The sequence below is a fragment of the Cryobacterium sp. TMT1-2-1 genome, assembly GCF_004403955.1.
GTDB classification, from domain to species: Bacteria; Actinomycetota; Actinomycetes; order Actinomycetales; family Microbacteriaceae; genus Cryobacterium; species Cryobacterium psychrotolerans.
The window spans coordinates 102,033-125,644 of sequence record NZ_SOHC01000030.1 but is presented as its reverse complement, the minus strand read 5'-3'; the positions used below and the strand labels follow the sequence as shown (position 1 = coordinate 125,644).

Sequence of the window (23,612 nt, the reverse complement as noted above, 5' to 3'; positions counted from 1 at the left end):
GTGCTGGTTGTGCAGCTTCCGGGCGAGGTCGATCCAGGCCTGCGCCTGGTACTCGGCCGAGTGCTCCTTCGTGTAGCTGTCGAGGATGGCCCGCTTGGCCTCTCCGCGCTCGGGCAGCGGAACCTGGTAGGCGGCGGTCGGCCCGTCGAGCAGCCAGGCGATCACGCCGTCCTCGCCCTCATAGATCGGGGTGGGGCTGGTCTCTCCGCGCATGGCGCGGTCGACGGCTTCGATCGCCATCTTGCCGGCGAAGGCCGGGGCATGTGCCTTCCAGCTGGAGATCTCGCCCTTCCGCGACTGCCGGGTGGCGGTCGTCGTGTGCAGCGCCTGGCCGATGGCCTGGAAGATGGTCTCGGTGTCGAGACCGAGCAGGGTGCCGATTCCCGCGGCGGCCGACGGGCCGAGGTGGGCGACGTGGTCGATCTTGTGCTCGTGCAGGCTGATCGCCTTGACCAGGTCGATCTGGATCTCGTACCCGGTGGCGATCCCACGCACGAGGTCGCGCCCGGTCAGGCCGCGCTCGGCGGCGAGGTGCTGCGCGGCGGCGGTGATCGGCGGGATGTTGTCGCCGGGGTGGGAGTACTCGGCCGAGAGAAACGTGTCGTGGTAGTCGAGCTCGCGCACGGCCACACCGTTGGCCCAGGCCGCCCATTCCGGGGAGACCCGGATGGCGGCATCCGTGCCGAAGGTGTTGGCTCCGTCGCCGCCGATGGACCGCGGGTGGGAGAGCGCCTGCGACCGGGCGGACACGACCGGACGCCGCGTGAGCGACGCCGCGGCCACGGAGGCGTTGTCGATCACCCGGTTGATCACCATCTCGGTGACCTCCGGGGTCACCTCTACCGGATCGGTTGCCACCTCGGCGATCTTCCAGGCAAGCTGGTCGCGGCGGGCAAGGTTCTCGTCGCTTCTGTGGACGCGCACATCATGGAGCTTCACAGGGGAAAACCTACCGGCTGCGGCTGTGAGTTGCGAAAGCGTCCGGCGGCGGCGCACTGGATTAGCATCGAAACATGGTCCCCCTGCCCAACCTGCTGACGTTCATGCTGGCCTCCGTCGCCCTGATCGCGCTGCCCGGCCCGTCGGTGCTTTTCGTCATCGGCCGCTCGCTCGCCCTCGGCCGGGTGGGCGGCTTCCTGAGCGTGCTCGGCAACGCGATCGGAATGGCGCCGGTGATCGCCGCGGTCGCCCTCGGGCTGGGCGCGCTCGTCACCAACTCGATCGTGTTGTTCACGATCATCAAGTTCGTCGGCGCGGGCTACATCGTCTTCCTGGGCGTCCAGGCCATCCGGCACCGGCGCACGGCCACCGCCGATATCGGGGTGAGCATGCGGGCGAAGTCCCGCTGGCGCCTGGTGAGCGAGGGGTTCGTCGTGGGACTGAGCAACCCGAAGTCGATCGTCTTCTTCGTGGCGGTGCTGCCGCAGTTCGTCGACTACCGGGCCGGGGCCGTGCCGCTGCAGATGGCGACCCTCGGCCTGGTCTTCCTCGTGCTCGCGCTGCTCGGTGACAGCGTGTGGGCACTGGCCGCCGGCTCGGCGCGGGACTGGTTCGCCAGCTCGCCCAAGCGGATGGAGCACCTCGCGATGACCGGCGGCGTCATGATGATCGGTCTGGGCGGCGTGCTGGCCGCCGCGGGCGCGAAGGCGTAGCCGGCCCGTGCGCGGCCGGGCCGGCTCAGGCCTGGGCGGCGGCCATCAGGGGCCGGGCGGGGGCGACCTTGCGCACGAAGGCGCCCAGCTGGCGGTAGACCTCCTGCGATTCCGGGTGCTTCGCATCCTGCTGCCAGGTGTGGTGCGTGTTGGCGCGCTTGCGGTCGTAGATGAGCGTGTCGACCTGGATCGACCGGCGCCGCAGTGCCGCGATGAAGTTGAGGTTCGCCCGGTAGAAGTAGTCCCGTTCCGAGGTGGTCACGAACACCGGCGGGAAGCCGCTGTCGAGCCACTCGATCGGCGACATGAAGCGGGCGGCGGCGCGGAGCGCGAGCCCGCGGCCGCGCTCGGGCAGCAGCATCTTCAGGAAGTTCAGGCTCAGCACGAACCCGCGCTCGAACATCACCGAGAAGTCGGCGATGCTGCAGTGCTGCACGAGTCCGCGGAGGTTCTCCGGGGCGACGTGGGGCTCGATCCCGTAGTAGGCGGCCAGCTCCGGTTCGTACGCGGATGCGGCGAGGAGCGCGGCGATGTGGCCGCCGGCGGAGTCGCCGCCGAGCACGATCCGGGCCGGGTCGCCCCCGAAGTCGGCGATGTTCTGCGCCACCCAGTCGAGCACCGCGTTACCGTCTTCGAGCATGTGCTTGAGCTGGAAGCGGGTGGCCATCCGGTAGTTCGCGTTGACGACGATCATGCCGTCCGCGGCCTGGCTGGCTGCGTACTTGGTCAGCGGAGCCTTGTCGCCGGAGGTCCAGCCGCCGCCGTGGAAGTAGATGTAGACCGGGAGGGGACGGTCCGCGTCGTGGGGGACCATGACGTCGAGGCGGTGCTCGCGGAGGCCGTCGCCGTCGTAGTCGATGTCGAAGGTGTAGTCGACGGTGTCGATCGGTTCGGCGTTGAACTTGTGCAGCTCGCCGGGGAGGATCCGGTGCATGATGGCCCGCCACATCCAGACCGGAACGCGGGCCAGCGCCGTTTCCTTGTGGGCCTTGCGCTTCTGCGGCCGGGGGGCGGTCACGGCCACGGTGTTGCGGGGAAGGGCGGTGTTGCGGGGAAGTGTGGTGTTGCGGGAAAGGGCGGTCATGCGGCGGAGCTGCGGTTCTTTATCACAGAATCACTGTAAACAATGCATCCGTGAGCAAGCTGGGAGCAGCTCAGGCCGGGCGCGCTGCGGAGGCGGCTCCCCCGTGCACACCGATGACCTGCAGCAGGGCGCGCGCGAGCGTATGGTCCCGCAGCGCCGCGCCCAGCTCGGCCGGCGTCGCACCCGGGGCCAGGCCGAGCTCGGCGACGTTGACGGCGTGCACGGCGAACTGGTAGCGGTGCGGTCCGGTGCCCGCCGGCGGCCCCGCGCCGAAGAAGGCCCGCTGCCCCGCGTCATTGGACAGGGTGCTCGCGCCGCCGGGCAGCCGGCCGCCCGCCGCGCCGGCACCGGCCCCGAGGGAGGTGACGGACGCCGGGAGGTCGGCGACGGCCCAGTGCCAGAACCCGGGACGGGCGGCATCCGGATCGAAGACGGTCACGGCGAAGCTCCTGGTCTCCGGCGGGAAACCCGACCAGGACAGCTGTGGGGATACGTTGGCACCCCCGGCACTGAGGTTGTACTGGGCGGTTCCGAGCGGGCCCCCGTCGGTCAGGTCGGCGCTCGACAGGGTGAACTGCGGGTCTGTCGTGGTCATGCCGGCAGCCTAGGCCCGCGTGGCCACTCCGCGAAGTGCTCGGCGGCCGCTCATCGTGCCTGCTCACTCGCAGGCGCGACGCGTAAAATGAGGCGGTGGCCATCCCGAAGATCCTCCTCTACTACGTTTTCACCCCGCTGGCCGACCCGGAAGCCGTTCGCCTCTGGCAGCGCGACCTCTGCGATTCGCTCGGCATCCGCGGCCGCATCCTCATCTCCCGGGACGGGCTCAACGGCACGGTGGGCGGCGACCTCAAGGCCCTCAAGCGCTACGTGCGCAAGACCCGCGACTACCCGGCGTTCAAGCAGATCGACTTCAAGTGGAGCGAGGGCACGGCGCTGGACGCCGACGGGCAGAGCCTCGACTTCCCCCGGCTGGTCGTCAAGGTGCGCGAGGAGATCGTGAGCTTCGGCGCACCGGGCGAACTGAGCGTGGATGCCGGCGGTGTGGTGGGCGGCGGCCGAAAGCTCGCCCCGGCGGAGCTGCACCAGCTGGTCGCCGAACGCGGCGACGACGTGGTGTTCTTCGACGGGCGCAACGCCTTCGAGGCCGAGATCGGCCGGTTCGCCGGCGCGGTGGTTCCGGATGTCGCCAACACCCGCGAATTCGTGGCCGAACTCGACAGCGGCAAGTACGACCACCTCAAGGGCAGGCCCGTCGTGACCTACTGCACCGGCGGCATCCGCTGCGAGGTGCTGAGCTCTCTGATGGCCTCGCGCGGCTTCGGCGAGGTCTACCAGCTCGACGGCGGCATCGTGCGCTACGGCGAGGCGTTCGGCGACGACGGCCTCTGGAACGGCTCGCTCTACGTCTTCGACCAGCGCATGTCGGTCGACTTCAGCGACCACACGAGCGTGATCGGCCACTGCGCGGCCTGCGGCGAGCCGACGAAGAACATGCTCAACTGCCTGGATCTGTCCTGCCGGGAGCAGCTCGTGGTCTGCCCGGGCTGCGTGGCCGAGGCCGCGCCGGCCTGCGCCGCGCACGCAACGTCCCTCTCCTCCCCCAGCTCAATCGCAGGGTGAGTCGCGGCCCTTCGTTCGCGTCGCGAAGGTACTTTGTCCGCAACTCACGGGGCGGGCCGGGACCCGCGCGGGCGGGGCTGTGATGTGATGCTGGGGTGACCTACGACGTCGAAGCCCTGCGCTCCCACTTTCCCTCCCTCGCCACGGGCCTGGCCCATTTCGACGGCCCCGGCGGCACGCAGACCCCGCTGCAGGTCGGCCAGGCGATTGCCAGGGCGCTCACCGGGCCGCTGTCCAACCGCGGCAGGGCCAGCCTGCCGGAGCGGAACGCGGATGACGCGGTCACCGGATTCCGCCAGGCGATGGCCGATCTGCTCGGCGCCGACCCGGGCGGCATCGTCTACGGACGCAGCGCCACGCAGCTGACTTATGACTTCTCCCGGGCGCTGTCGGCCGGCTGGGCCGTCGGCGACGAGGTCGTCGTCACCCGCCTCGACCACGATTCGAACATCCGGCCGTGGGTGCAGGCAGCCGAGCGGGCGGGGGCCGTGGTGCGCTGGGTGGACTTCGATCCGGAGACCGGGGAGCTTCCGGCCGCCGCAGTGGCCTCGGTGCTCAGCGAGCGCACACGCCTGGTCGCCGTCACCGCCGCATCCAACCTGATCGGCACGCGGCCTCCGATCGCCGAGATCGCCGCGGTCGTGCACGCAGCGGGGGCGCTGCTCTACGTGGACGGCGTTCATTACGCGGCGCACGCCTCCGTCGATCTGGGCGCCCTCGGCGCGGACTTCTTCGTCTGTTCGCCGTACAAGTTCCTCGGCCCGCACTGCGGTGTGCTCACCGCTGCGCCCGAACTGCTCGAGACGATCCACCCCGACAAGCTGCTCCCGTCGAGCAATCAGGTGCCCGAGCGGTTCGAGCTGGGAACGCTGCCCTACGAGCTGATGGCGGGCGCGACGGCCGCCGTCGACTTCCTCGCCGGGCCGGGAGCCGGCGCGACCGGAGCGGGGAGCCGGCGCGAACGCCTCGTGGCGTCGTCTATAGCCCTGGCGGAATATGAGGACGGGCTCCGGGCCGAGCTCGAACGAGGGCTGGCCGCGCTCCCGGGCGCGACCGTGCACTCGCGCGCCGCGGAACGCACGCCCACCCTGCTCGTCACCTTCGCGGACCGGGTAGCCGCGGACGCCTCGCGGTTCCTGGCCGACCGCGGCATCCTCGCCCCGGCCGGCTCGTTCTACGCCCTCGAGGCCTCCCGCCACCTCGGGCTCGGCGAAGCGGGAGGCTTGCGGATCGGCCTCGCCCCGTACAACACGGAAGGCGAGGTGTCGCGCCTCCTCGCGGCCCTCGGGGATTTCGCGCTGACCAGCCTGCCCTCCCGGTGATCACGGGCCGCCCGGCCTAATCTGGGGAGAGACAAAAGGAGAACCCGGATGCCCGTCGGTGCCGTGATCGAGTTCAGCAACATCACGAAGACGTTCGGCCCCGTCACGGCCGTGAACGACCTGTCGTTCACTGTGCAGCCGGGGCTGGTCACGGGCTTCCTCGGCCCCAATGGGGCCGGAAAGACCACGACGCTGCGGATCCTCCTCGGCCTGGTCGCCTCCACGCAGGGCACGGCGACCTTCGGCGGCATCCGCTACCGCGACCTGCCGAAACCGCTGGAGACGGTGGGAGCGGCGCTCGAGGCGGCCAGTTTCCATCCCGGCCGCACGGCGCGGAACCACCTCCGCGTGTACGCGATCGCCGCCGGGCTCCCCTCGGAGCGGGTGATGGCCGTGCTCGAAAAGGTCGGCCTCGCGGAGTTCGCCGACCGCCGCGTCGGCGGGTTCTCCCTGGGCATGCGCCAGCGCCTCGGCCTCGCGTTCACCCTGCTCGGCGAACCCGGCGTGCTCGTGCTCGACGAACCGATCAACGGCCTCGACCCCGAGGGCATCAAATGGATCCGCGGGTTCCTCCGCGACATGGCCGCCGAGGGCCGCACGGTCCTGGTCAGCTCCCACCTGCTCTCCGAGGTGCAGCAGAGCGTCGACGAGGTCGTCATCATCGCCAGGGGCTCGCTCGTGCACCGCGGGCCGCTGTCCAGCCTGGACGCGCACGCCACGCCTCACATCGTCGTCGACTCGCCCGACCGGGAAGCCCTCGCGGCCGCGCTCCGCGCCGCGGACGTGCCTTTCACGACCGGGCGAAGCGGCCTGGTCGCCGTGGCGGACGACCCGGCTCGGATCGGCCACATCGCATTCTCGGCCGGCGTCGAACTCAGCGCGCTTCACCGGCGGAAGTCGGGGCTCGAAGAGTCCTTCCTCGCCCTCGTCAACGGAGCGGACTCGTAATGGCCACCTTCATCCGGTCCGTCTCGGCGGAATTCGCCAAGCTCCTCACCACACGCATGTGGTGGGTGCTCGCGCTCGTGCTTTTCGGCTACATCGGCCTGCTCGCCGGAGGCCTCGCGGCCCTGTTCGCCGGCCTCCAGAGCGGCGCCATCGACCCGAGCGCCGCGGGCACCGGCGGCCAGGGCGCCCCGCCGCTCGGCAGCATCCCGCCACTGATCTACAGCTTCGCGTCCTCGGTCGGTTACGTGTTCCCCGTGCTCCTCGGCGCCCTGGCCACGACCAGCGAGTTCCGTCACCAGACGCTCACGCCGACCTTCCTGGCCACTCCGCGCCGGGCGGGCGTGCTCGGCGCGAAGAGCCTCACGCTGTTCGTGGTCGGCGTGGGCCTGGGCGTGGTCGCTCTGCTGGCATCCGTCGGCATCGGCGCCCTGGTGATGAACGCCTTCGGCGTCGATCCTCTGCTCGGCGACGGCGAAACCTGGACTCTCATCGGGCGCACCCTGCTCGCCATGGGGCTGTGGGCGATCATCGGCGTCGGGCTCGGCGCCCTCGTGCCCAGCCAGGTCGCCTCGATCGTGATCGTGTTGGCGTTCACCCAGTTCGTCGAGCCCCTGCTGCGGCTCGCCTCGTCCTTCCTCGACTGGACCGCGCAGATCGCGCAGTTCCTGCCGGGGGCCGCCTCCGACGCACTCGTCGGAGCCAGCATCTTCACCGGGATGAACCCCACGGCCACGGCGGCCGTGGCCCTCGACTGGTGGCAGGGCGGGCTCGTGCTGCTGGCCTACGCCGCCTGGGCCACCGCGGGCGGGTACTTCGTGAGCTGGAAGCGCGACGTCACCTAGAACGGAGCTATCGAGCACTGAGTTGCGGACAAACGACCTTCGCGGCGCTGGGGAAGGTACGTTGTCCGCATCTCAACTGCAGGCGCGACGGGTTTATGCTGCCCGCATGGTCATCGCCGCCGCGGTCTTCGTCGCCCTCGCCGCCGTGCTGCACGGCTTCATCTTCCTGCTGGAGAGCGTCTGGTGGACCCGGCCCTCCACCTGGCGGCGGTTCGGCCTGACCAGCCAGGCCGACGCGAACACGACCCGGCCGATGGCGTACAACCAGGGCTTCTACAACCTGTTCCTCGGCGTCGGCGCGGCGCTCGGCCTCTTCCTGTACTTCACCGGCGAGGCGGATGCCGGGGCCGTCCTCGTGCTCTTCTGCTGCGGCTCGATGGTGCTGGCGGCCATCGTGCTGCTGAGCACCGGCGGAGGGTACCTGCGGGCCGCGCTGATCCAGGGCACGCTGCCGCTGATCGGCTTCGCGCTGTTCCTGCTGGGTTCGGTCTCGACCGGCTAGGTCGAGGCGGCCAGGTCGACGCGGCTGCGAGAGACGCCCTGGCGGCAGACGCCCTAAATCTTGAGCGAGGCGATCAGGTCGCCGGCATGGCTGGTGGAGAGCACGACGCGGGCGAATTCTTCGTCCACGAGGTCGATCACCACGGCCTGGCGCTTGCCCTTGATCGCGAGGAAGTCCTTACCGCCGTGGAACTTCCAGGTACCCACCGCCAGGACGAGCGGCACCTCGATGCCCGGGGCACGGATGCCGCGGATCCAGATCCACGGGTCATCCGTGATGGCCACGGACCGGATGTTCTCCCGCTGCACGACGATGTCGTCGCGCCGAAGGGAGAGGGTCCTCTCCGCAGGGGTCAGGTGGATCTCCAGCCGGTCAGGGTGCACGCGCAGGGAAGCCATGCCCCCCAGTCTGCCCGGTCGCCGGGGGTTTCGGCTCGTAGAAACCTCACAAAGCCGTAACGCCCGGGCCGGCGATGGACGCGCTGCCTCGTGCTTACGCCTCCGGGCGCGCCGCAGCAGCGGCCTTCGCCGCGGCGGGAAGCGCGTCGAGAATGCGCCCGACGGCCGTGTCGTCGTGCGCGGCCGAGACGAACCAGGCCTCGAACACCGACGGCGGCAACGACACGCCGGAGTCCAGCATCGAGTGGAAGAACGGCGCGTACCGGAACGCATCCTGGCGCTGCACCTCGGCGTAGGTGCGGGGTGCCGTTCTCACCGCCTCCTCGCCGAAGACGAAGCTGAACAGGTTGCCCGCCCGCTGAACGCGGTGAGCGACGCCCTCGGCCCCGAGGGCCGCCGAGACCGCCTCCGAGATGATCGCGGATGCCGCGTCGAGGCGCGCGTACACGCCCGCGTCGGCCGCCTTCAGCGTGGCGATGCCGGCGGCAACGGCCACCGGGTTGCCGGAGAGCGTGCCCGCCTGGTAGACCGGGCCGGCTGGCGCGAGGTGGTCCATCACGTCGCCGCGTCCGCCGAGCGCGGCGACCGGCAGCCCGCCGCCGATCACCTTGCCGTAGGTGAACAGGTCCGGGGCGTAGCTGCCCTCGGCCTCGGCTGCGAGGCCCTCATTCTCGAGGCCCCAATAGCCGGCCGGGCCGACCCGGAACCCGGTCAGCACCTCGTCCAGGATGAGCAGCGCACCCTGCTCGCGCACGAGCGCTGCCAGCTCGGCGTTGAAGCCGGGGTCGGGGGCGACGACTCCCATGTTGGCGGCTGCTGCCTCCGTGATCACGGCGGCGATCCGGTCGGGGTGCTTCGCGAACGCGGCGCGCACGGCGCCGATGTCGTTGTAGGGCAGCACGAGGGTCTGGGCTGCGGTGGCCGCCGTCACGCCGGCCGAGCCGGGCATGGCGAGGGTGGCCAGGCCGGAGCCGGCCTCAGCCAGCAGCCCGTCCGAGTGCCCGTGGTAGTGCCCGGCGAACTTGATCAGCAGGTCACGACCCGTGAACCCGCGGGCCAGCCGAATGGCGCTCATGGTGGCCTCGGTCCCGGTCGAGACGAGCCGGAGCTTGTCGACGGCGCCGACACGGCCCTTGACCAGCTCGGCCAGTTCCGTTTCGGCCGGGGTCGAGGCGCCGAAGGAGAGACCGAGCGCCGCGGCATCCTGCACCGCCTTGACGACATCCGGATGCGCGTGGCCGAGGATCGCCGGGCCCCATGAGCAGACGAGGTCGACGTAGTCGCGCCCGTCCGAGTCGGTGACGTACGCGCCGGCCGCCCTGACCAGGAAGAGCGGGGTGCCGCCCACCGAGCGGAAGGCGCGCACGGGCGAGTTGACGCCGCCGGGGATGGACCGCTGGGCGCGGGCGAACAGCTCGTCGTTGTGGGTCATCGGGCGCCTCTTTCGTTCAGCCAGGTCGCCAGTTCGGCCGCCCAGTAGGTGAGCACGGCGTCGGCGCCGGCCCGTCGGATGCTGAGGATCGACTCTTCGACCGCGCGCCGGCGGTCGATCCAGCCGTTGGCCGCGGCGGCCTCGATCATCGCGTACTCGCCGGACACCTGGTATGCCCAGACGGGAATACTGCTCATCGCGGCGACATCGGCGAGCACGTCGAGGTAGCTGCCGGCGGGCTTGACCATGACGATGTCGGCGCCCTCGTCGATGTCGAGCTGCGCTTCTCGCACGCCCTCGCGGCGGTTGGCCGGGTCAAGCTGGTAGCTGCGGCGGTCGCCTTCGAGCGTGGACTCGACGGCGTCGCGGAAGGGACCGTAGAACGCCGAGGCGTACTTGGCCGAGTAGGCGAGCACCACGGTGTTGACGAAACCCGAGCCGTCCAGGGCGTCCCGGACCGCGGCGACCTGGCCGTCCATCATCCCGCTCAGGCCGAGCAGCTGCGAGCCGGAGGCTGCCTGCACGAGCGCCATCTCGCGGTAGCGCTCGAGGGTGGTGTCGTTGTCGACGCTGCCGTCGACGGAGACCACGCCGCAGTGGCCGTGATCGGTGAATTCGTCGAGGCACAGGTCGGTCTGCACGACCAGCGCGTCGCCCACCTCGTCGGCGATCGCGCGGGTGGCGACATTGAGGATGCCGTCGGGATCGGTCGCGCCGGATCCGACCGCGTCGCGGACCAGGGGCACTCCGAACAGCATGACTCCGCCGATGCCGGCGGCCGCGGCATCCGCCGCCGCACGCCGGGCGCTGTCGAGGCTGTGCTGCACGACGCCCGGCATAGACCGGATCGGCAGCGGCTCGGCCGCGCCCTCCCGGATGAACATCGGGAGCACGAGGTCGGCGGGGTGGAGGCGGGTTTCGCTGGCCAGGCGGCGGAGCGCGGGGTTGGCGCGCAGGCGTCGCGGGCGGATGACGGGGCTAATCACCCCTCAACCCTACGTCGCCCTACCCGCCGAACTGTGAGTTTGGCACCTTCCCGGAGTCCGGGAAGGTGCCAAACTCACAGTTCGGCGAGGGGAGGGGCGGGGTTTCAGTGGGAGCGCGCGGCGTGCACGAGCGCCTCGATGAGGGACTCGGCGCTGCGATGGTCGGCGACCACGTCGACGCGAAGGCCGAGGGCGGCGGCATCCTTCGCCGTGCGCGGGCCGATGCAGGCGACCAGGGTCTCCGCCGGGACCGGCCCGAGCTGCTCCTGGACCTGCTGGGCAACGCTGCCGGAGGTGACGAGCAAGGCCCGCACCCGTCCGGCCGCGACATCCGCGACCACACGTTCGTCGACCGGGACCCCGATGGTGCGGTAGGCCACGACCGACTCGACGTCGTGGCCGATGCGGCGCAGACCCACGCTGAGCAGGGGTTTGGCGATTTCGGAGCGCAGGGCCAGGATGCGCAGCGGGATCACGCCGTTGGTGGCGGCCTCCCACTCCTCGAGCAGTCCGCGCGCCGAGTTGTCTTCGGACGGGACGATGTCGACCCGGTAGCCGGCCGCGACCAGCGCGGCGGCCGTGGTCTCGCCGACCGCGGCGATGCGTGTGCCGGGGGCGACGACGGCGCGGTGCGAGGTGAGCACGTCGACGGTCGTCGCGCTCGTGACCGTCATCCAGTCGAAGCCGCCCTCCGCGAGGCGGGCGAGTGCGGCCTCGAGGGCGGGCGCGTCGTCGGTCGGCGCGAAGTTGATCATCGGGGCGACGATGGGTTGGGCGCCCTGCGCGCGCAGCTTCGCGGCGACCTGGTCGCCCCAGGGCCCGCCGCGGGGCACGAGCACTCGCCAGCCGGCGAGCGGCTTGACCTCGATCGGCCGGGTCGGGTGATGCCGGGTGATCACGATGTCCCCTTCAGCGGGGCGAACTCGGCCGCGCCGCCGGCCAGCAGCTCGCGGGACGCGCGTTCGGCCACGTCTTCCGCGGCCTCGACCAGGTGGTGGGCGGAGTGGGACTCGGGGGTCGCAGCGTGGGAACTGGTGACCTTCCGGGTGCCGTCGGGGCTGTAGACGGTGGCGGTGAGGAAGAGCAGTCCGTCGTCGACAACGGCCGTCGCGCCGATCGGAGCCGCGCAGCCGGCCTCGAGGCGGGCGAGCACGAGCCGCTCGGCGGCCGTCGTCGCCTGCGTTCCGCCGTGGTTGATCGCGGCGAGGGCTTCGGCGAGCCGGCGGTCGGCCTTGCCCTCCCGGACCTCGATGGCCAGGGCGCCCTGGCCGGGGGCGGTCGGCCACGCCGACAGCTCGAGGAACTCGGGGGCAAGCTGGTCGAGGCGGCCCAGGCGGCCGAGGCCCGCGGCGGCGAGCACGACGGCGTCGAGGTCACCCTCGGCGACCCGGGCAAGCCGGGTGTCCACGTTGCCGCGGATGTCGACGACCTCGAGGTCGGGCCGGAGCGACCGAAGCTGCGCGGCGCGGCGCGGCGAGCCGGTGCCGACCCTGGCGCCCACGGGCAGGGTGGCGAGGGTCAAGCCGTCGCGGGCGCAGAGCACGTCGCGGGCATCCGCTCGCTTCGGCGTGGCGCCGATGGCGAGGCCCGGGTGCGCGCCGGTGGGCAGGTCCTTGAGCGAGTGCACGATCAGGTCGCAGTCTCCGGCGAGCAGCGACTCCCGCAGGCCGCTGGCGAAGACGCCGGTTCCACCGAGGCTCGACAGGGATTCTCGGCTGGTGTCGCCGTGCGTGGTGATCGGGATGATGTCGACGGGCGCGCCGGCCAGGGCCCCGATGCGGTTCGCGATCGCCGTGGTCTGCGCCAGGGCGAGGGCGCTGCCGCGGGTTCCGACCCGGAGTGCGGCGTTCGCCGCGTTCACGGTGCCATCCCCGCGACGGCGGGCTTGAAGCCCAGCCGAACGTTCTCACAGCAGCCCGGCCGGCACACGTCGTACCAGGGACCGAGCTCCGTCAGCGCGGGCCGCTCGGCCACCGGCGCGTCATTCAGCCGTTCGAGCACGAGGTCGATCAGGCCGCTCACGAACGCGGGATCAACGCCGGGGGTCGGCACCCGAACCGAGAAAAGCCCGTGTTCCGCGGCCGACTCGGTGGCCTCGTTGTCGAGGTCCCACATGACCTCCATGTGGTCGCTCACGAAACCGAGCGGCACGATCACGACGGCGCGGATGCCCCGGGCCGGCAGCAGCGCGATGGCGTCGTTGATGTCGGGCTCCAGCCACGGCATGCTCGGCGGCCCGCTGCGGGACTGGTAGACGAGCTGCCAGGGGGTCTCGACGGGCTCGGCCACGGAGGCCCCGGCCATCACGGCGTGCGCGACGGCGAGGTGTTGCGCCGCGTAGGCGCCTTCCGGCCCGAAGCCGCGTTCGGCCGGCCCGCTCTTTGCGGCATCCGTCATCGGGATCGAGTGGGTCGAGAACAGCACTTCGACCTCGGTGACGAGGTCGATGCCGGGAATGGCCGCGGCGACATCCGCGAGGCCCTTGCGGACGCCGGTGATGAACGGTGTGACGAAACCGGGGTGGTCGAAGAACTGGCGCACCTTGTCGATGTGCACCGTGCCCTCGAGCCCGGTGACGGCCAGGGCCTCCGCGAAGTCTTCGCGGTACTGGCGGCAGCCGGAGTAGGAGCTGTACGCGCTGGTGGCGATGGCCAGCAGCCTGTTCCGGCCGTTGGCGTGCGCCTCGGCGATCACGTCGCGCAGGTACGGGTTCCAGTTGCGGTTGCCCCAGAGCACCGGCAGGTCGATCCCGCGGCGTGCCAGCTCGGCCTCGAGCGAGGCCTTGAGCACGCGGTTCTGGCTGTTGATCGGGCTGATGCCGTCGAAGTGGCGGTAGTGTTTGGCCACCTCTTCGAGGCGTTCCTCCGGGATGCCGCGGCCGCGCGTGACGTTGCGCAGGAACGGGATGACGTCGTCCTGGCCCTCCGGCCCGCCGAAACCGGCGAGCACAATGGCGTCGTAAGCGGTCACTACTGCAGCACCTCGACGAGCTCGGCCGTCGTGATGCGCCGACCCGTGTAGAACGGGACTTCCTCGCGGACATGGCGGCGCGCCTCGGTGTTGCGCAGCTCCCGCATCAGGTCCACCAGTTCGGTGAGCTCGTCGGATTCGATCGGCAGCAGCCACTCGTAGTCTCCGAGAGCGAAGGAGGAGACGGTGTTGGCGATGGCGCCGCGGAACGCAGCGCCCTTGCGCCCGTGGTCGGCGAGCATCTTGCTGCGCTCGGCCTCCGGCAGGAGGTACCACTCGTAGCTGCGCACGAACGGATAGACGGTGAGCCAGCCCTTGGGCTCGACCCCCCGCAGGAATCCGGGCACGTGGCTCTTGTTGAACTCGGCGTCGCGGTGAACGCCCATGGCGTTCCAGGTGGGGAGCAGGCTCTTGAGCAGGCGGCTGCGGCGCAGTTCCCGGTTGGCCCACTGCAGGGACTCCGCTTCGGCGGCGTGGGTCCACATCATCAGGTCCGCGTCGGCTCGAAGGCCCGACACGTCGTAGAACCCGCGCACGGTCACGCCCTCGGCTTCGACGAGCGCCACGACGTCGTCGAGTTCGTTCACGGCACGCGGAACGTCATGACCGTCGAGGTCGTCGGGGTTGCGCGGATCCTTCCGCAGCACCGTGAACAGGGTGAACCCCTGCGGTGATGCCACGGGGGCATCGCTCTCGGTGTGGGTGGCGGGCTGGGTCGTGTCTACTGCCTCTCCGGCAGCCGGGTGAGTCATAACCACTAGTCTCTACCGCTTTGCGGCCAGAGCCAAAAGCAGCTCAGCGCTTGAGGACCGACCTGGCCCCGATCCAGACCACGGCGCCGGCCACAGCGGCGGCTGCAGCGGCAAGGCCCAGCAGCGCGGCCGGGTTGTCTTCGCCCAGCTGGCGGAGGCGCTGCGCCATCCGCGCCTGGGCTCTGTGCGCCCGCTTAGGCAGGTTGAGCTTGTACTCGAGGGCGTCGAGCGTGGACGCCAACTCGGCGCGGGCGCGCACGGCCTCGGCGCGCAACTCGGTCTTGCCGTGGGCCGGGGGCGTGGCGTTTCCGGGGACAACCTTCGGTGCGGTGCTCGTGGACGGCCTCGCTGTCGGCCTCGCTGTCGGCCTCGCTGTCGGCCTCGCTGTCGGCCTCGCTGTCGGCCTCGCTGTCGGCTCAGTGCTCATAGTCGCCCACTCCCTTCAACGCATCGACGTCGGCTCGGATGCTCGCGGTCACGCCCTCCGGGTCGCTCTGCGTGCCCTTCTTGACCCGGTTCACGCCGATCAGGACAAGGACCACCGCGATCAACAGCAGCCCGAAGCCCACGATCAGCGTGGCCAGCCACAGCGGCAGGACGAGGGCCAGCGCGATCACCGCGAGCGCGATGAGCACGCCGGTCGCGAAGAAGGCGAAGACGCCCGCGACGGCGAAGAGTCCAAGCCCGATGCCGACGTTCCTGGCCTTGCCGGCCATCTCGGCCTTGAAGGCGTTGAGTTCCGCCCTGACCAGGCTGCTGATCTCTCCGGGCAGCTCTCCGAGCAGCACGAACACTGATTTTTTCGTCTTCGGGTTGAATCCACTGGTGCTCATGGAAGTCCCTCCCCCGCCGGTGGCGGCTAGTTGGCGGACGGCTCGGACGGCTTCGTAGCCGGCTTGGCTGCCGGCTTGGCCGGACGGGACTTGGCGCCCGTCGTGGGGCCCGCTGTTGCGTCCGTTGTTGCGCCCGCCTCGGCCACCTTGACCGCCGCGGCGGTGCGGGCGGCGGAGGCCGACTCGGACGGCGCCGGCTGAGCCCCGGCGGATCTGGCGGACTTGGCGGACTTGGCGGACCTCGCGGACTTGGCGGACTTGGCGGACTTCTCCTGGGCCTTGTCCTGGACCTGCGTGAAGACCTTCTTGCCGGCCTCGAAGAGCACCGACGGCACGTCGCCGACGGCCTCGAGGGCGAAATCGCGGACCTCGGTCACGCGGCGCTGCACCGGCTTGGCGTTCCACAGATCCTTCGCCGACGCGGCGATCTGCTCATAGCGCTGGCGCCCAGCACGCGCGCCCAGCACGTATCCGACCAGTCCGCCGGTGATGAACAGAAGCTTTCCCCGCATTGTCACTCCATTCGTCGACTTTCACGTGTGCACCAGCGTAGCCCGGTTGTCCAGCCCGGCCGCGGTGGATCAGAGACCGAGCGCGGCGTGCCGCACCCGGGAGGACGCGGCGAGGGCATCCGGGATCACGGAGGCCAGGCCCGTCCCGGCCAGCCAGGCGCCGGTGATGTCGATCCCCGGGATCGCCTCGAGGGTCTCGCGCACCCGGCGCACACGGCCGGCTGCGCCGATGGTCGCGGGTGAGAGGGCGTCACCCCAAACGGTTCGGGCGAACCCCCGCACCGCGGCGGGGTCGAGGTCGACGCCCAGCAGCGCCGAGGCGTCGCGCACGGCGAGGTCCCTGAGGTCGTCGTCGGAGAGGTGGGCGACGGGGCTCTCCTGCCCGGCCCGGCCGTAGGACAACCTCAGGACGTGCCGTCCGGGGCCGGCGGCCTCGGCCACCCAGGCCCACTTCGCGCTGACGTGGGTCAGCGCCTTCGCCGTGACACCGGGGGTACCCGCCCCCACGAGCACGCCGGTGCCGCGAGGGTGCTCGTCGAGGGCCGGGGCGTCGATGACGATCGTCGCAAGCTCGACGGCGGCCGGACGCGGCCAGTCGAGTTCGGCGAGCGCCAAGGCTTCGGGCGTGACGCCGGCGAGCAGGCGGAGGGCCTGCGCGCCGGGGGTCGCGATGATCACGAAGCGGCCCTCCAGGGTCGATCCGGTGGCAGTGGCAGCGCCGAGGAGAGCGGCGGCGGCCCCTTCGGCGGCCGGAGCGGCGGGGGCGGCCAGCGTCACCGTCCAGGTCGGCTCCTGCTCGCTTCCCGCCTCGCTTCCTTTCTCGCTTCCGACCGCGCCGCCGGTGCGTGCGAGGGCGGTGACCGGCGAGCCGGTGCGCACGTCGACTCCGTAGTGGTCGAGGTCGGCGAGCAACGCGTCGACGAGCCGCGACATCCCGCCGCGAAGCCCCCCGATGGCCGAGCCGGCCGGCGCCGCGGCGCGCATCGCGGTCACGGCCCCGGAGAGCGAGCCGGCGGTGGTGAGCGCCGCATTCAGGCCGGGGGCGACCAGATCGACCTCGAGGTCGGCGGCGGAGGCCGAATAGACCCCGCCCGCCACGGGCTCGACGAGCCGGTCGAGCACGCGTCGGCCCATCCGTTTCTCCACGAGCTCGCCGAGGCTGTGCTCGCGGCCGATCTTCAGCACGGGCATGAGCCGGTCGAGGTAGGCGCGCCAGGCGCCGCCCCAGCCGATCACCCGGCGCACGTCGTCGGCCAGCGGGGAGCCGGGGATGCCGAGCACGCCGGCCCGGGGCAGCGGCACGCTGACCGACCCGGGTGCCGAGCCGTTCGCGGGCAGGTGGAGCCAGGCGCCGGCCGGGTTCGGGGCGATGACCTCGCCGGACAGTCCCAGCCCGTCGATGAACTCGGCCACCGTGTTCCGCCGCACGGCGAAGCTTTCGGCACCGCTGTCGAGGGTCATCCCGGCAACCTCGTGGCCGGCGACCGCGCCGCCGACGGCATCCGTTGCCTCGAGCACGGTCACGCGCAGCCCGACGTGCGCGCAGGCCCGGGCCGCGACCAGGGCGGCCACTCCCCCGCCGATGACCAGGACGTCCCGCAGGCCGGCGCCTTCCGCTTCGCTCATGTCGGTCAGGCGGATGCTGCGCTGTGCTCGTGCACGAAGCCCACGATCCGGGTCAGCACGTCCGGGTCGGTTTCCGGCGGGACGCCGTGGCCGAGGTTGAGCACGTGCGCCGGCGCCAGGCGACCGCGCTCGAGCACGTCGCGCAGGTGAGCCTCGAGCACTGGCCACGGCGCTGCGAGGAGCGCGGGGTCGACGTTGCCCTGGATCGGAACGACGCCGCCGAGCCGGCGGTTAGCCTCGTCCAGCGGGATCCGGTAGTCGACGCCGACGACGTCAGCACCGATGCCGTGCATCTCCTTGAGCAGCTCGCCGGTGCCCACGCCGAAGTGCACGACGGGCACGTTGCGACGGATCTCGGTCGGGTCGGCGGCTGCGTCCGGCGTGCGCTCGATGTAGGTGAGGTCGCGCACGTGCGAGATCGCCTGCGCAGAGGCGGGGGCGACGTAGGCCGCGTAGTCCTCTCGCGACAGCGCGCCGGCCCAGGAGTCGAACAGCTGCGCGGCGCTGGCTCCGGCGAGCACCTGGGCGCGGAGGAACCGGCCGGTCACCTCGGCCGTCCAGTCCATCAGCGCCGCCCAGGCCTCGGGGTCCGCGTGCATGAGCGTGCGGGCGTGGATGTGATCCTTCGACGGCCCCCCCTCGACGAGGTAGGCGGCGAGGGTGAACGGCGCCCCGGCGAAACCGATCAGCGGGGTGCCGCCGAGCTCGGCGACCGTGCGGGCGACCGCCTCGGAGATCGGTGCCAGGGCGTCGTCGAGGATGGCCGGGTCGAGGGAGGTGAGCGCCGCGACATCCTTCGCCGTGCGCGTCGCCGTGCCGAGGACCGGGCCCTTGCCGGCCACGATCTCGACGTCGACGCCGACGAGCTTGAGCGGGACGACGATGTCGCTGAAGAAGATCCCCGCGTCGACGCCGTGGCGGCGCACCGGCTGCAGCGTGATTTCGCTGGCCAGCTCCGGGTCGAGGCAGACATCGAGCATCCGCGTGCCGACGCGAAGTTCGCGGTATTCGGGCAGCGAACGGCCCGCCTGGCGCATGAACCAGACCGGGGTCACATCGGGCCGGGTGCCCTGGTAGGCGCGGATGAGGCGGGAGTCGGCGGTCTGGCCGGAGGAGAGGGGATGCTGCGCGTCGAGGTTCACACCTTCGATTCTGTCAAACATCCATCGACGTAACGATTCGGGGGGTTCGGCGACCCGACGTAGAATCGAGGACGTGCTGATTTGTCTGTCCGCGAGTCACAAGAACTCCAGCTTCGATGTGCTGGAGAAATTGTCCGTCGGCGCCAGCGCCTCCGCGGACCGGATGCTCGAGCGCCACACCTCCCTCAGCGGAGCCGTCATCGTCGCCACCTGCAACCGGTTCGAGGCCTACCTCGACCTCGATGAGCCGTTCGGGGTCTCCCCACTGCCGGCCGTCTCCGCCGCCATCGAGGCGATCAGCGCCAGCACCGGCGTGGCCGCAGACACGCTCCGCGACACCCTCGACCTCGTGCACGGCAACGGCGTCGCCGAGCACCTGTTCGCCGTGACCAGCGGCCTTGAATCCGTCGTCGTCGGCGAGGGGGAGATTGCCGGGCAGGTGCGTCGCGCCCTCGAGCAGGCTCGCGCGCACGGCACCACCAGCGGTGAGCTGGAGCGCCTGTTCCAGCGCGCTTCGCAGACCTCCCGCGGTGTCAAGAACCGCACCGGCATCGGCGCGGCCGGGCGCTCTCTCGTGCGCCTCGCCCTCGAGCTGGCCGAAAGCCGAGTGAGCGACTGGGCAGAGACCCGGGTGCTTCTGGTCGGAACCGGACGCTACGCCGGCGCCTCGCTCGCCGCTTTGCGCGACCTCGGAGCCGAGAACGTTCGGGTCTACTCGCCGTCCGGCCGGGCCCTGAAGTTCGCCAGGTCGCACGGCATCGACGCCGTCCCCGAACTCGCGTTCGCCCGCGAAGCGGCCGAGTGCGACCTCATCCTCACCTGCACGACCGTCGACCACCACGTGATCGATGCCGCCCTTCTCGGCGCCGGACGGGCGCTCCTGGCCGAACGTGAGGCCCTGCAGGACGGCGTCACTCTCCTCGTGAGCCCGGCCGATGCCGCCGGGGTCGCCGCTGCGGATGCCGCTGCGGATGCCGTCGGGGACGCCGACCGGCCGGCTGCCGCGATCGACGCTCCGCGCCAGCTCATCATCGACCTCGGGCTGCCCCGCAACGTCGACCCTGACGTCAGCCTCGTACCCGGCATCGAACTCCTCGACCTCGAGACCATCCGCATCCATGCCCCGCTCGAAGAGCTGAACAGCACCAGCGAGGCACGACAACTCGTGACCAGGGCCGCCCGGAAGTTCACGGCCGTCACCGAGGAGCAGAGCCTGGCCCCGGCTGTCGTGGCGCTGCGCAGCTACGTCTTCGACATCCTCGACGCCGAAATCGGGCGGGCGCGCGGCCGCGGCGATGCGAGCGAGCAGACCGAAGCGGCGCTTCGACACCTTGCCGGGGTGCTGTTGCACACGCCGATGGTGCGATCGCGCTCCCTCGCCCGTGCCGGGGAGCAGGAGTCGTTCCTGACCGGCCTCGACGCCCTGTTCGGCATCCAGGTCTCCCTGCCGGCCGCGGGAACGGCGCAGGCCGGCCAGGAGGCCACGCCGGACTCCGCCCCGGACGCGGGCACCGCGGCCTCGTGACCAGGTCCGTCGGCGCCACACTGCCCGTCGACGCGCATGCGATCCGCACCGACCGCCTGCTGCTGCGCCCGCTGACCGAAGCCGACGCCGACGACGTCTTCTCCTACCAGTCCCTGCCGGAGGCGGTGCGCTACCTGCCGTGGCCGCTGCGCGACCGGGAGGAATCCCGCGAGCACACCCTGAAGCGGGCCGGTTTCACTCGCCTGGCCAACGACAAGGACGCGATCATCCTCGCGGCGGAGCTGCCGGGCCCGGACGGGGAGCCCGGCCCGGTGATCGGCGACCTGAGCATCTTCCTCCAGAGCGCCGTGAACGCCCAGGTGTCGATCGGCTGGGTGTTCCACCCGATCCTCCACGGCCGGGGCTACGCAACCGAGGCGGCCCGGGCCGTGCTCGAGTTCGTTTTCACCGAGATCGGTGCCCATCGGGTCTTCGCCGAGGTCGACCCCAGGAATACGCCATCCGTGGCGCTGTGCCGGCGGCTGGGCATGCGGCTGGAGGGGATCTTGGTCGAGAACGAGATCTTCAAGGGTGAGTGGAGCGACCTCGCCGTGTTCGCGATCCTGGATCGCGAGTGGGGTGACGCGCGCTAGCTGCGCCTGCTCGTCGCCGAGACTCGCCGTTTCTGCCGAGAATGGCCGTTGCACCGGCGACTCTCGGCAGGAACGGGGATTTTCGGCACGGGGCGCCGTCTGCGAGCATGGGCGGATGCGAGCGGTCTACTTCGAAGAATTCGGCACCCTGCCCGAGGTGCGCGAGGTGCCGGACCCGGTGCCGAGCCCGGCGGGCGTCATCGTGCGCGTCGAGGCGACGGGCCTGTGCCGCAGCGACTGGCACGGCTGGATGGGGCACGATTCCGACATCGCCCTGCCGCATGTCCCCGGGCACGAACTGGTCGGGGTGATCGAGGCGGTCGGCCCCGATGTGCGCCGCTTCTCGGTCGGCCAGCGGGTGACGGTGCCCTTCGTCTGCGCGTGCGGCGACTGCCCCGAGTGCGCGAGCGGCCAGGGCCAGGTCTGCCGGAACCAGACCCAGCCGGGGTTCACCCACTGGGGCTCGTACGCCGAGCTGGTCGCGCTGCACAACGCCGACGTCAACCTCGTTGCCCTGCCGGGCGACCTGGATGCCGGCGCGGCCGCCCTGCTCGGCTGCCGGTTCGCGACCTCCTACCGCGGGCTCGTGCACCAGGCCCGGCTGGCCGCCGGCGAGACGCTCGTGGTCGTCGGCTGCGGCGGGGTGGGACTCTCCGCCGTGATGATCGGCCGGGCCCTCGGCGCGGTCGTGATCGCCGTCGACATCAGCGCCGCGGCTCTCGACGCAGCGTCGCGGGTGGGAGCCGCGCACACCGTCAACTCCGCCGGACTCTCCGACGTCGAGGTCGTCGCGCGCATCCGCGCGCTCGCCCCCGACGGCGCGGAGGTCACGGTCGAGGCCCTCGGCCGGGAGAACACCGTGGGCATCGCCATCCGTTCGCTCGCCATCCGCGGACGGCACGTGCAGATCGGGCTGCTGGCCACAGACCCTCAGGTTCCTCTGGGCCTCGTCATCGCGCGGGAACTCACCGTGCTCGGCAGCCACGGGATGCCTGCCCACGACTACTCCGAGCTTCTCGCGCTCGTCGCCTCCGGCCGGTTGCGACCGCAAGACCTGATCAGCACGAGAATCACCCTCGACGAGGCCCCCGCCGCCCTGGCCGCGATGTCGGCCGCGACCCCCGCCGCGGGCGTCACCCTGATCGAAGTGTCCCGCCCCGCCCGCTCCTGACTCCTCCGCTTCACCGCCGTCGCCGCGGTTCCGGCCCGCGGTTGTGGCAGTTGTGGGCAGTTGTGGTGGCGAACTCAGGAGAAACCGCACGGCCACGCGGATCGGCCGCGCCATTCCGCGGCGGCAGCCCACCGAACTACGGATTCTCCTGAGTTCGCCACCACGGAAGGGCTCAACGCCGCGGACGAGGCGCGGGGTTCAGGGTCGAGCGGGTCCTGCTAAGCGCCGCGGAGGCGCTCGGCGAGGTAGGCGTCGAGCTTGTCGAGCGGGATGCGCTCCTGCGCCATGGTGTCGCGGTCGCGCACGGTGACGGCCTGGTCCTCGAGCGAGTCGAAGTCGACCGTGACGCAGTACGGGGTGCCGATCTCGTCCTGCCGGCGGTAGCGGCGTCCGATCGCGCCGGCGTCGTCGAAGTCCACGTTCCAGGACTCGCGCAGCCGGGCCGCAAGGGTCTTGGCCATCGGCGAGAGGGCCTCGTTGCGCGACAGCGGCAGCACGGCGACCTTGACCGGAGCGAGGCGCGGGTCGAGCTTGAGCACGGTGCGCTTGTCCACGCCGCCCTTCGCGTTGGGCACTTCCTCCTCGTGGTACGCGTCCACGAGGAACGCCATCAGCGAGCGGGTCAGCCCGGCGGCCGGCTCGATCACGAAGGGAACCCAACGCTCGTTCTTCGTCTGGTCGAAGTACGAGAGGTCCTTGCCGGATGCCGCCGCGTGCGTCTTCAGGTCGAAGTCGGTGCGGTTCGCCACACCCTCGAGCTCGCCGAACTCGCTGCCGGTGAAACCGAAACGGTACTCGATGTCCACGGTGCGCTTGGAGTAGTGGGAGAGCTTCTCCTGCGGGTGCTCGAAGAGGCGCAGGTTCTCGGGATTGATGCCGAGACCGGTGTACCAGGCCAGCCGCGTGTCGATCCAGTACTGGTGCCATTCCTCGTCCGTGCCGGGCTCGACGAAGAATTCCATCTCCATCTGCTCGAACTCGCGGGTGCGGAAAATGAAGTTTCCGGGCGTGATCTCGTTGCGGAAGCTCTTGCCGGTCTGGCCGATCCCGAACGGCGGCTTCATCCGCGCCGCCTGCAGCACGTTGGCGAAGTTCACGAAGATGCCCTGCGCGGTCTCCGGGCGCAGGTAGTGCAGCCCGGATTCGTCGTCGACCGGGCCGAGGTAGGTCTTGAGCAGGCCGGAGAAGGCACGCGGCTCGGTCCAGGTGTTGCGGTTGCCGCAGTTCGGGCAGGGGATGCCGTCGAGTCCTCCCTCGGCGGCGCGGCCCTTCCTCTCCTCGAATTCCTCCTCGAGGTGGTCGGCGCGGAAGCGCTTGTGGCAGCTGGTGCACTCGACCAGCGGGTCGCTGAAGACCTCGACGTGGCCGGATGCCTCCCAGACCTGCTTGGGCAGGATGACGGATGAATCGAGCCCGACGACGTCCTCGCGCCCGGTGACCATGGTGCGCCACCACTGCCTCTTGATGTTCTCCTTGAGCTCAACCCCGAGCGGTCCGTAGTCCCAGGCGGACCGGGATCCGCCGTAGATTTCACCGGCCTGGAAGACGAACCCGCGGTGGCGGGCGAGGGCGATGACGGAATCAAGACGGGAGAGTGCGGCCACGGTGGCTCCAATGGTCGGGAAGGAAAAGGAGGGAAAGCCCCATTTTAGGCGCTCGTCCGGCGCCCGAACGCCCTGCTGCTAGCGTTGCCGAGGAAGTC

Annotated in this window: 25 protein-coding genes; 9 read left to right on the top strand and 16 right to left on the bottom strand. The window is 71.0% G+C overall.

The genetic code is table 11. The annotated features are described in order from the left end of the window. A partial coding sequence (locus E3T33_RS05930) for an MmgE/PrpD family protein (protein WP_134574946.1) occupies positions 1 to 939 on the bottom strand: 939 nt, incomplete at its 3' end. Positions 940 to 1,013: 74 nt separating this feature from the next. Between E3T33_RS05930 and E3T33_RS05925 the strand changes: the two genes are divergently transcribed. Continuing rightward, positions 1,014 to 1,652, top strand: coding sequence for a LysE family translocator (locus E3T33_RS05925; RefSeq protein WP_092322477.1), 639 nt, complete (start codon positions 1,014 to 1,016; stop codon positions 1,650 to 1,652). Positions 1,653 to 1,677: 25 nt separating this feature from the next. Here E3T33_RS05925 and E3T33_RS05920 read toward each other — a convergent pair whose 3' ends face one another. Then, the gene (locus E3T33_RS05920) at positions 1,678 to 2,736 is read right to left on the bottom strand and encodes an alpha/beta hydrolase (protein ID WP_241982841.1); all 1,059 of its coding nucleotides are present in this window, start codon (positions 2,734 to 2,736) and stop codon (positions 1,678 to 1,680) included. Between the two features lie 70 nt (positions 2,737 to 2,806). Further along, positions 2,807 to 3,331: a YbhB/YbcL family Raf kinase inhibitor-like protein gene (locus tag E3T33_RS05915; protein WP_092322479.1), complete on the bottom strand. Its 525-nt coding sequence runs from the start codon at positions 3,329 to 3,331 to the stop codon at positions 2,807 to 2,809. A 95-nt stretch (positions 3,332 to 3,426) separates the two neighbouring features. Here E3T33_RS05915 and E3T33_RS05910 point away from each other — a divergent pair, with 95 nt between their 5' ends. The 5 genes from E3T33_RS05910 (at position 3,427) to E3T33_RS05890 (ending at position 7,970) form a co-directional block, all read left to right on the top strand. Next, positions 3,427 to 4,356 carry a rhodanese-related sulfurtransferase gene (locus tag E3T33_RS05910; protein ID WP_092322480.1) on the top strand — a complete coding sequence of 310 codons (930 nt, stop codon included), beginning with the start codon at positions 3,427 to 3,429 and terminating at the stop codon, positions 4,354 to 4,356. Between the two features lie 95 nt (positions 4,357 to 4,451). Beyond that, the gene (locus E3T33_RS05905; protein WP_092322482.1) at positions 4,452 to 5,678 is read left to right on the top strand and encodes a cysteine desulfurase-like protein; all 1,227 of its coding nucleotides are present in this window, start codon (positions 4,452 to 4,454) and stop codon (positions 5,676 to 5,678) included. 48 nt (positions 5,679 to 5,726) lie between these two features. Next, positions 5,727 to 6,626 carry an ATP-binding cassette domain-containing protein gene (locus E3T33_RS05900; protein ID WP_092322483.1) on the top strand — a complete coding sequence of 300 codons (900 nt, stop codon included), beginning with the start codon at positions 5,727 to 5,729 and terminating at the stop codon, positions 6,624 to 6,626. Further along, the gene (locus E3T33_RS05895) at positions 6,626 to 7,468 is read left to right on the top strand and encodes an ABC transporter permease (protein ID WP_092322491.1); all 843 of its coding nucleotides are present in this window, start codon (positions 6,626 to 6,628) and stop codon (positions 7,466 to 7,468) included. The genes E3T33_RS05900 and E3T33_RS05895 overlap by 1 nt, the downstream gene beginning before the upstream one ends. A 106-nt stretch (positions 7,469 to 7,574) precedes the next feature. Then, positions 7,575 to 7,970 (top strand): DUF1304 domain-containing protein, encoded by a 396-nt coding sequence (locus tag E3T33_RS05890; protein ID WP_092322492.1) that lies wholly within the window; start codon positions 7,575 to 7,577, stop codon positions 7,968 to 7,970. 53 nt (positions 7,971 to 8,023) lie between these two features. Here the strand turns inward: E3T33_RS05890 and E3T33_RS05885 are convergent, their stop codons facing one another. From E3T33_RS05885 to hemE, 12 genes are all read right to left on the bottom strand, one after another. Then, positions 8,024 to 8,368 (bottom strand): hypothetical protein, encoded by a 345-nt coding sequence (locus E3T33_RS05885; protein WP_092322494.1) that lies wholly within the window; start codon positions 8,366 to 8,368, stop codon positions 8,024 to 8,026. Positions 8,369 to 8,462: 94 nt separating this feature from the next. Further along, positions 8,463 to 9,800: a glutamate-1-semialdehyde 2,1-aminomutase gene (gene hemL, locus E3T33_RS05880; protein ID WP_092322495.1), complete on the bottom strand. Its 1,338-nt coding sequence runs from the start codon at positions 9,798 to 9,800 to the stop codon at positions 8,463 to 8,465. Next, positions 9,797 to 10,786: a porphobilinogen synthase gene (hemB, locus tag E3T33_RS05875; protein ID WP_092322497.1), complete on the bottom strand. Its 990-nt coding sequence runs from the start codon at positions 10,784 to 10,786 to the stop codon at positions 9,797 to 9,799. Before hemB ends, hemL begins: the two co-directional genes overlap by 4 nt. Before the next feature lie 104 nt (positions 10,787 to 10,890). Then, positions 10,891 to 11,685: a uroporphyrinogen-III synthase gene (locus E3T33_RS05870; protein WP_241977244.1), complete on the bottom strand. Its 795-nt coding sequence runs from the start codon at positions 11,683 to 11,685 to the stop codon at positions 10,891 to 10,893. Beyond that, a complete protein-coding gene (gene hemC, locus E3T33_RS05865) occupies positions 11,682 to 12,647 on the bottom strand; it encodes a hydroxymethylbilane synthase (protein ID WP_092322498.1) in 966 nt (321 codons plus the stop codon). The genes E3T33_RS05870 and hemC overlap by 4 nt, the downstream gene beginning before the upstream one ends. Next, entirely contained in the window at positions 12,644 to 13,756 is a 1,113-nt protein-coding gene (locus E3T33_RS05860) for a ferrochelatase (RefSeq protein WP_166804932.1), read from the bottom strand. The genes hemC and E3T33_RS05860 overlap by 4 nt, the downstream gene beginning before the upstream one ends. Beyond that, positions 13,756 to 14,508 (bottom strand): hydrogen peroxide-dependent heme synthase, encoded by a 753-nt coding sequence (hemQ, locus tag E3T33_RS05855; RefSeq protein WP_174775361.1) that lies wholly within the window; start codon positions 14,506 to 14,508, stop codon positions 13,756 to 13,758. Before hemQ ends, E3T33_RS05860 begins: the two co-directional genes overlap by 1 nt. A gap of 43 nt (positions 14,509 to 14,551) precedes the next feature. Then, positions 14,552 to 14,935: a DUF3618 domain-containing protein gene (locus tag E3T33_RS15530; RefSeq protein ID WP_241982840.1), complete on the bottom strand. Its 384-nt coding sequence runs from the start codon at positions 14,933 to 14,935 to the stop codon at positions 14,552 to 14,554. Beyond that, positions 14,925 to 15,341 (bottom strand): phage holin family protein, encoded by a 417-nt coding sequence (locus E3T33_RS05845; protein ID WP_092322501.1) that lies wholly within the window; start codon positions 15,339 to 15,341, stop codon positions 14,925 to 14,927. The genes E3T33_RS15530 and E3T33_RS05845 overlap by 11 nt, the downstream gene beginning before the upstream one ends. Before the next feature lie 26 nt (positions 15,342 to 15,367). Continuing rightward, complete coding sequence (locus E3T33_RS05840; protein ID WP_134574945.1) at positions 15,368 to 15,853, bottom strand: hypothetical protein; 486 nt, start codon at positions 15,851 to 15,853, stop codon at positions 15,368 to 15,370. Positions 15,854 to 15,922: 69 nt separating this feature from the next. Continuing rightward, complete coding sequence (locus tag E3T33_RS05835) at positions 15,923 to 17,479, bottom strand: FAD-dependent oxidoreductase (RefSeq protein ID WP_092322504.1); 1,557 nt, start codon at positions 17,477 to 17,479, stop codon at positions 15,923 to 15,925. 5 nt (positions 17,480 to 17,484) lie between these two features. Further along, positions 17,485 to 18,642, bottom strand: coding sequence for a uroporphyrinogen decarboxylase (gene hemE / locus E3T33_RS05830; protein ID WP_092322506.1), 1,158 nt, complete (start codon positions 18,640 to 18,642; stop codon positions 17,485 to 17,487). 52 nt (positions 18,643 to 18,694) lie between these two features. On the opposite strand from hemE, the gene E3T33_RS05825 reads away from it, so the two are divergent. From E3T33_RS05825 to E3T33_RS05815, 3 genes are all read left to right on the top strand, one after another. Then, positions 18,695 to 20,146: a glutamyl-tRNA reductase gene (locus E3T33_RS05825; protein WP_092322507.1), complete on the top strand. Its 1,452-nt coding sequence runs from the start codon at positions 18,695 to 18,697 to the stop codon at positions 20,144 to 20,146. After that, positions 20,143 to 20,739: a GNAT family protein gene (locus E3T33_RS05820; protein WP_092322509.1), complete on the top strand. Its 597-nt coding sequence runs from the start codon at positions 20,143 to 20,145 to the stop codon at positions 20,737 to 20,739. Before E3T33_RS05825 ends, E3T33_RS05820 begins: the two co-directional genes overlap by 4 nt. A 115-nt stretch (positions 20,740 to 20,854) precedes the next feature. Beyond that, the gene (locus E3T33_RS05815) at positions 20,855 to 21,910 is read left to right on the top strand and encodes an alcohol dehydrogenase catalytic domain-containing protein (RefSeq protein WP_134574944.1); all 1,056 of its coding nucleotides are present in this window, start codon (positions 20,855 to 20,857) and stop codon (positions 21,908 to 21,910) included. Between the two features lie 218 nt (positions 21,911 to 22,128). Here E3T33_RS05815 and E3T33_RS05810 read toward each other — a convergent pair whose 3' ends face one another. Next, positions 22,129 to 23,514, bottom strand: a complete 1,386-nt coding sequence (locus E3T33_RS05810) for a glycine--tRNA ligase (protein WP_092322512.1) — start codon at positions 23,512 to 23,514, stop codon at positions 22,129 to 22,131. Between the last annotated feature and the right edge of the window lie 98 nt (positions 23,515 to 23,612).